This window comes from Mesorhizobium sp. M7D.F.Ca.US.004.01.2.1 (genome assembly GCF_003997785.1).
Taxonomy (GTDB): Bacteria; Pseudomonadota; Alphaproteobacteria; order Rhizobiales; family Rhizobiaceae; genus Mesorhizobium; species Mesorhizobium loti.
The window spans coordinates 1-7433 of record NZ_RZRQ01000292.1 but is presented as its reverse complement, the minus strand read 5'-3'; the positions used below and the strand labels follow the sequence as shown (position 1 = coordinate 7433).

5 protein-coding genes and 1 pseudogene are annotated in these 7433 nt (G+C 64.4%); 2 read left to right on the top strand and 4 right to left on the bottom strand.

All coding sequences use genetic code 11. The features are described 5' to 3' along the window. Positions 1–379, top strand: a pseudogene (locus EN993_RS27905) (SH3 domain-containing protein); the annotation flags it as partial. 255 nt (positions 380–634) lie between these two features. After that, positions 635–4138 carry a carbamoyl-phosphate synthase large subunit gene (gene carB, locus EN993_RS27900; protein WP_127265373.1) on the top strand — a complete coding sequence of 1168 codons (3504 nt, stop codon included), beginning with the start codon at positions 635–637 and terminating at the stop codon, positions 4136–4138. 98 nt (positions 4139–4236) lie between these two features. Here carB and EN993_RS27895 read toward each other — a convergent pair whose 3' ends face one another. From EN993_RS27895 to EN993_RS27880, 4 genes are all read right to left on the bottom strand, one after another. Further along, a complete protein-coding gene (locus EN993_RS27895; RefSeq protein WP_127265372.1) occupies positions 4237–5412 on the bottom strand; it encodes an FAD-dependent monooxygenase in 1176 nt (391 codons plus the stop codon). A gap of 150 nt (positions 5413–5562) precedes the next feature. After that, positions 5563–5955, bottom strand: coding sequence for a RidA family protein (locus EN993_RS27890; RefSeq protein WP_127265371.1), 393 nt, complete (start codon positions 5953–5955; stop codon positions 5563–5565). Between the two features lie 293 nt (positions 5956–6248). Beyond that, positions 6249–6641, bottom strand: coding sequence for a RidA family protein (locus EN993_RS27885; RefSeq protein WP_127265370.1), 393 nt, complete (start codon positions 6639–6641; stop codon positions 6249–6251). Between the two features lie 240 nt (positions 6642–6881). Beyond that, entirely contained in the window at positions 6882–7346 is a 465-nt protein-coding gene (locus EN993_RS27880) for a cupin domain-containing protein (protein ID WP_127265369.1), read from the bottom strand. Positions 7347–7433 lie beyond the last annotated feature (87 nt).

The following is a 7433-nucleotide window of genomic DNA, read 5'->3' as shown; positions in this document are numbered from 1 at the left end:
GGAAAACCCGACGACCGGCGAGATCGAAGAGCCGGTCGCGGCCCGGGCATCCACTGCCCCGCCACCTGACTCGCAGACCGTCGCGCGGCTGGAACCGCCGTCCGGCCATGCCGCCAATGAAATTCCGTGTGCCCGCTATGTCGGCGAACCGATGACGCGTTGCGCGGTCAGCGTCGTGCGCAAGGGCAGCGACAAGGCCGACGTCACGATCACCTGGCCAGACGGCGGCACGCGTATCATCTCCTTCGTCGCCGGCCAGCCGGCAGGCTCCGACGCGCCCAGCGACTTCCGCTTCACCCGCGAAGGCAGCCTGAACATGATCCGCGTCGGCGTGTCCGAACGCTTCGAGATCACGGATCAGCTGGCGCTGGGGGATTAGAATTTAGGGGAGTAAGGCAGTAGGGCAGTAAGGCAGTATGTTTTAGAAGGCGCACGAAGCCATCCTACTGCCCTACTGCCCTACTGCCCTACTGCCCTACTGCCCTACTGCCCAATCCCTCATTTTCGGGGTTACATCCCGCAAAACTCTTCCCTATAAGGCCCTCCTAGCCTGATACCAGAATCGCGAGCACAACCGGCCGGGTCTTCCCGTCCCGGTTTTTTGTGCAAGCCGCCCGCCAAACGGACCTATGACATGCCAAGACGCACTGACATCAAGTCGATCCTGATCATCGGGGCCGGCCCCATCGTCATCGGCCAGGCCTGCGAGTTCGACTATTCCGGCACCCAGGCCTGCAAGGCGCTGAAGGAAGAGGGTTTTCGCGTCATCCTGGTCAATTCCAACCCGGCCACCATCATGACCGACCCGGAACTGGCCGACGCCACCTATATCGAGCCAATCACGCCTGAAGTCGTCGCCAAGATCATTGCCAAGGAACGGCCCGACGCGCTGCTGCCGACCATGGGCGGCCAGACCGCGCTCAACACCGCTTTGTCGCTGCGCCGCATGGGCGTGCTCGAGCGCTACAATGTCGAGATGATCGGCGCCGACGCCACGGCCATCGACAAGGCCGAGGACCGCGCGCTGTTTCGCGAGGCGATGAAGAAGATCGGCCTGGAAACCCCGAAGTCGATGCTGGCCAACGCCACCGACGTCAAGAACACCGACCGCAAGACACATGAGGCCGAGCGCGCCGCGGTCAAGGCCGAAGCCCCGGCCGACCTCGACGCCGCGCTCGATGCCTTGGAAACCCGCTGGAACCTCGGCGAAGGCGACCGCAAGCAGCGCTACATCAGCCATGGCATGGCGATCGCAGCACAAGCGCTCGACCATGTCGGCCTGCCCGCCATCATTCGCCCGTCCTTCACCATGGGCGGCACCGGCGGCGGCATCGCCTACAACCGCGCCGAATTCTACGAGATCGTCCAGTCCGGCCTCGACGCCTCGCCGACCACCGAAGTGCTGATCGAGGAGAGCGTGCTCGGCTGGAAGGAGTATGAGATGGAGGTCGTCCGCGACAAGGCGGACAATTGCATCATCGTCTGCTCGATCGAGAACATCGACCCGATGGGCGTGCACACCGGCGACTCGATCACCGTCGCCCCTGCTCTGACGCTCACCGACAAAGAATACCAGATGATGCGCAACGCCTCGATCGCGGTGCTGCGCGAGATCGGCGTCGAGACCGGCGGCTCCAACGTGCAGTTCGCCGTCAACCCGGCCGATGGCCGCCTGGTCGTCATCGAGATGAACCCGCGCGTCTCGCGCTCATCTGCCTTGGCTTCGAAGGCGACCGGTTTCCCGATCGCCAAGATCGCGGCCAAGCTTGCCGTCGGCTACACGCTGGACGAGCTGGAGAACGACATCACCGGCGGCGCCACGCCTGCCTCCTTCGAGCCGTCGATCGATTACGTCGTGACGAAGATCCCGCGCTTTGCCTTCGAGAAATTCCCCGGCGCCGAGCCGGTGCTGACCACCGCCATGAAGTCGGTCGGCGAAGTCATGGCCATCGGCCGCACCTTTCAGGAATCGCTGCAGAAGGCTCTGCGTGGACTGGAGACCGGCCTGACGGGTCTGGACGAGATCGAGATCCCCGGCCTCGGCTACGGTGCCGCGACCGCCAACCATGCCGACGACCGCAACGCCATCCGCGCCGCACTCGGCACGCCGACGCCCGACCGGCTGCGCATGGTGGCGCAGGCAATCCGCATGGGCACCTCGCTGGAAGACGTGCACGCCATGTGCAAGATCGACCCGTGGTTCCTCGAGCAGATCGCCGGCATCGTCGCCATGGAGGCCCGCATCCGCGAGCACGGCATCCCCGAGGACGCCGTCAATCTGCGCATGCTGAAAGCGATGGGTTTCTCGGACGCCCGCCTCGCGTCATTGACGAAAACAGACGTCGAAGTGATTGCGAAGATTCGCGAAAAGCTCGACGTTCATCCGGTTTATAAGCGCATCGACACCTGCGCGGCCGAGTTCGCCTCGCCCACCGCCTACATGTACTCGACCTATGAAGTGCCGTTCGCCGGCGCGCTGGCCAACGAGGCGCAGGTCTCGTCGCGGAAAAAAGTCGTCATCCTCGGCGGCGGCCCCAACCGCATCGGCCAGGGCATCGAGTTCGACTATTGCTGCTGCCATGCGGCCTTTGCGCTGCGCGACGCCGGCTATGAAGCGATCATGATCAACTGCAACCCCGAGACCGTGTCGACCGACTACGACACCTCCGATCGGCTCTATTTCGAGCCGCTGACGGCGGAAGACGTGCTGGAGATCCTGCGCGCCGAACAGGCTTCAGGCGAGCTGGTCGGCGTCATCGTCCAGTTCGGCGGCCAGACACCGCTGAAGCTCGCCGATGCGCTGGAGAAGGCCGGCATCCCGATCCTCGGCACCTCGCCCGACATGATCGATCTGGCCGAAGACCGCGACCGCTTCCAGAAGCTGCTGCACAAGCTCGGCCTGACCCAGCCGAAGAACGGCATCGCCTATTCGGTCGAGCAGGCCCGCCTCGTTGCCGGCGAGCTCGGCTTCCCCTTGGTCGTGCGCCCGTCCTATGTGCTTGGCGGCCGCGCCATGCAGATCATCCATGATGAGAGCATGCTGCAATCCTATCTGCTCGACACCGTGCCCGGCCTAGTGCCGGAGGACATCAAGCAAAAATACCCCAACGACAAGACCGGCCAGATCAACACGCTCTTGGGCAAGAACCCGCTGCTGTTCGACACCTATCTGTCAGGCGCGATCGAGGTCGATGTCGACTGCCTGTGCGACGGCAAGTCGACCTTCGTCTCCGGCATTCTCGAGCACATCGAGGAGGCCGGCATCCATTCGGGCGACAGTGCCTGCTCGCTGCCGGTGCACTCGCTGCCTTCCGAGCTAGTCGACGAGCTGGAGCGCCAGACGGCGGCCCTGGCCCGCGCGCTCAATGTCGGCGGGCTGATGAACGTGCAGTACGCGATCAAGGACGGCACGGTCTACGTGCTGGAGGTCAACCCGCGCGCGTCGCGCACCGTGCCTTTCGTCGCCAAGACCATCGGGCGTCCCATCGCGAAGATCGCCGCCCGCATCATGGCCGGCGAGACACTCGAAGACGCCTTCGCCCATTACGGCGCCATGCCCGACCCCAGGAACCCCGGCCACATCGCGGTCAAGGAAGCGGTGTTCCCCTTTGCCCGTTTCCCCGGCGTCGACATATTGCTCGGCCCGGAAATGCGCTCGACCGGCGAGGTCATGGGCCTCGACCGTGACTTCGCGCTGGCCTTCGCCAAGAGCCAGCTGGGCGCCGGCGTCGACCTGCCGCGCTCCGGCACGCTGTTCGTCTCGGTGCGCGACGAGGACAAGAAGGGCATCTTGCCGGCGGTCAAGCGCCTCGCCGGCCTCGGCTTCAAGGTGCTGGCCACCTCCGGCACGCAACGCTTCCTCGCCGAAAACGGCGTCGACGCGCAAAAAATCAACAAGGTGCTGGAAGGCCGCCCACACATCGAAGACGCCATCCGCAACCGCCAGGTGCAGATCGTCTTCAACACGACGGATGGCCAGAAGGCGGTGTCGGATTCGAAGTCACTGCGCCGCGCCACGCTGATGCAGAAAGTGCCGTATTACACGACGCTGTCGGGAGCGGCCGCGGTGGCGGAAGCGATTGCGGCGCTGAAGGCGGGGAGCCTCGAAGTGAGGCCGCTGCAGGAGTATTTTGCCTAATGCATGTCGCGCAAAAGTGGCCCCGGTTTTGCGAGAACAACATGCATAAAGCAAAGACCTAAAGCGCGTCGCCTGAATCCGCTCAAACGCGACGCGCTTTAGAGCGAAGCGGCGGCGGCCTCGGCTTCGGCATAGGCGTCGTAATTCCAGACCCAGGCGCGTTCCTGCCGCTGAGCGTCAAGCTTTCGGTCGCGGCTATGCAAGTCGCCGCTGGAGGCGTCATAGCGAGCACCACTCACGCGCGACATGCGCTGGACGCCGGCAGTGCGCTCGCGCCGCAGTTGCTCGTAAATCAGCAGCGCCCTTGGGGCTGACTTGCGGTCTGCGTGGCTCAGCACCGTCGCCAAGGCAACGGCGTCTTCGATCGCCTGATTGGCTCCTTGTCCGATATGCGGCAGCATCGGGTGGGCGGCGTCACCCAAAAGGGTCAGGCGCCCGCGCGTCCAGGCTGCGAGCGGCTCGCGATCGAACAGGCCCCAGCGAAACGTCGCTTTCACCTGGGCAATGATCGTCTCGACCATTGGATCCCAGCCCGCGAACTCCCGGGCAAGGGCGGCGGGATCGCCCCGCGCCGACCATGACTCCTTCATCGGCTCATCGGTCGTGACAAAGCCGACGTAGTTGATGAGCAGGCCGGCGCGCACCGGAAAGACGAGAAAGTGCCTGCCTGCACCGAGCCAGTTGCGCATCGCTCCTGGCGGCCACGAGACACCAGCCGCCGGGATCACCCCTCGATAGGCGACCGATCCCGAATAGAGCGGGGCGGACGGGGCGACGACGAACTGCTGAAGGGTTGAATGGATGCCGTCAGCCGCGATCACAACGTCGGCCGTGCTGCGCCCACCATTGGCGAAAGTGATGACGGCCTCATCATCATCCTGTTCGAAGCCGATGCATCTGTGGCCAGCCTTGACGATGTCGGCAGGTAGCCGGTCGACGAACATTGCCAGCAAATCGGCGCGGTGCCTGCCGTAGAACTCGATCTGGCCGGCAAGCTCGGGCGGCCACATCGCAGCCGCATAAGAGCCATCGGCGCGACGAAACTGTGGGTCGATCCATCTGGCACCCGAACGGATCAACTCGTCGCCGAGGCCGAGCTGCCGAAGCATCCGCACACCGTTCGGTTGGATCGCGACGCCGGCGCCAACCTCGGCCAGCACCGCCGCCTGCTCGTAGAGACGGACGTCCATACCACGTTGAAGCAGGGCGGCAGCGGTGGCGGCGCCGCCGATCCCGCCACCAACGACCGCCACGCGTAACGGGCTCGTGCTCATGGCTCCGGTTGCTCAAGCATTGTCAGCCAGCCTAACGCCGCTGCACAGCGCAGGCAAATGGCGACCACGTTGAAGAGCATGCATGTCGCAAACCAGAAAGGCTGAATCCGGTACGAACCTGACCAAGCCTTGGGAGAAGGGAGACCCGGCTCACGCCACCGCGACACACTCGATCTCGATATCAAACTCCATTGGCCATGACGCCACCGGCACAAAACTGCGCGCCGGCGGGTTCGTGGAAAAGTACTTCGCATAGACCCGGTTGATGGCGTTGTAGAAGCCGGAATTGACGGCGTAGATGCGCACCATCACCACATTGTCCAGCGAGGTGCCGGCCGCTTCCAGGCAGTGTTTCAGCGCCTTCAGCGAAGCCTCGGTCTGCACCTCGATGTCGCCGCGCACCATCTCGCCTGTCACCATGTCCACCGGCGGCGTCGCCGAGATGAACACGAAGCCGTTGGCCTTCACTGCGGTTGAACAGGGCAGGCCGAGCGCCCGCACCTTGGCCGACATGACCGGCACCTCGATGATTTCTTTCTTCATGGTGATCCTCCCTCTGGTTTAGATGGCTGGCGCCAAGGCCCCCTCACCCAGCCTCCGCTTCGCTCGGCTGACCTCTCCCCGAGGGGAGAGGAGCCCGTCAGCGTCGGGCGCCAACCAGCGCCAACGCAACCTCTTCTCCCCTCGGGGGTCCGAAGGACGGGCGAGGCAAGTGACTCGCCCAGGCACAGGTGGCCGCGAAGCGGCCGGATGAGGGGGTCTTTGCGACAACCTCAGATTTCAGGGAGCTTATCCCGGCACTGGCGGAACGCCAGCGCCGACGCATGGTCCAGGGTTCAAGCCGTCGCCACGCACTCGATCTCGATATCGAACTCCATCGGCCATGACGCCACCGGCACGAAGGTCCGCGATGGCGGGTTTTCGGGAAAATGCCTGACATAGACACGGTTGATGGCGTTGTAGAAGCCGGAATTGACGGCGTAGATGCGCACCATCACCACATTGTCCAGCGAAGTGCCGGCCGCTTCCAGGCAATGCTTCAGCGCCCTCAGCGACGCTTCGGTCTGCGTTTCGATGTCGCCCTTGACCAGCCTGCCGGTCGAGATGTCGAGCGGCGGCGTGCCGGAGACGAAGACCAGCCCCGCGGCTCTGGTCACCAGCGACAGCGGCACGCCGAGCGCGCGCACGGCGGCCGACAGCACCGGCACTTCGATGATTTCCTTCTTCATGGCACTCCTCCCTGGGTTTGCAGGATCGTCGCGCAAGCCCCCTCACCCAGCCTCCGCTTCGCTCGGCTGACCTCTCCCCGAGGGGAGAGGAAACTTGCAGCGCCAACGCTTCCCTCTTCTCCCCTCGGGGAGAAGGTGGCCGCGAAGCGGTCGGATGAGGGGGCCTTGGCGCCATCCTGTAATTGCCGGGAGCTTATCCTTCCGCCGGTGGAACGCCAGCGCCGAACCATAGTCCAGGGCTCACCCCTGCCCCGGATACGGCGTGCCATCCTTGTGCAGGAAACGCCCGTCGGAGCTTGGGCTCATCATGTCGATGTCGGAGCAAGTGATGACATCGTCCTGAAAGCGCGAGCCGACCTCCAGATAAAGCGCGGTCGTGGCGGACCGGTTGATCAGGTGATGGCCATTGCCGCTGTTCTTGGCAAACGTCGCGCAGTCGCCGGCCCTGAGCAACGTCTCGCCGCCATCCTCGACCAGCGTCAGTTCGCCTTCCAGGACATAGACGAACTCGTCCTCATGGCTGTGCCAGTGGCGCTGGCTGGACCAGCCGCCTGATGGTAATGTCATCAGGTTGACGCCGAAATCGGTGAGGCCACCGGCATCGCCCAGACGGCGACGCGTGCGGGTGGCGCAAGGGGCATCGAAGGGCGCAGGGTAGCCGGAGCCTTTGCGGATGGAAACGGCGGACAGGTCGATCTTGGGCATGGGTGCCTTCCCTCACAATGGCCGCCGACGTGTGTTGAGATTCAGGTCAGGCCGAGCCTAAAACGATGGTTTCCGAGAACCGGAGCG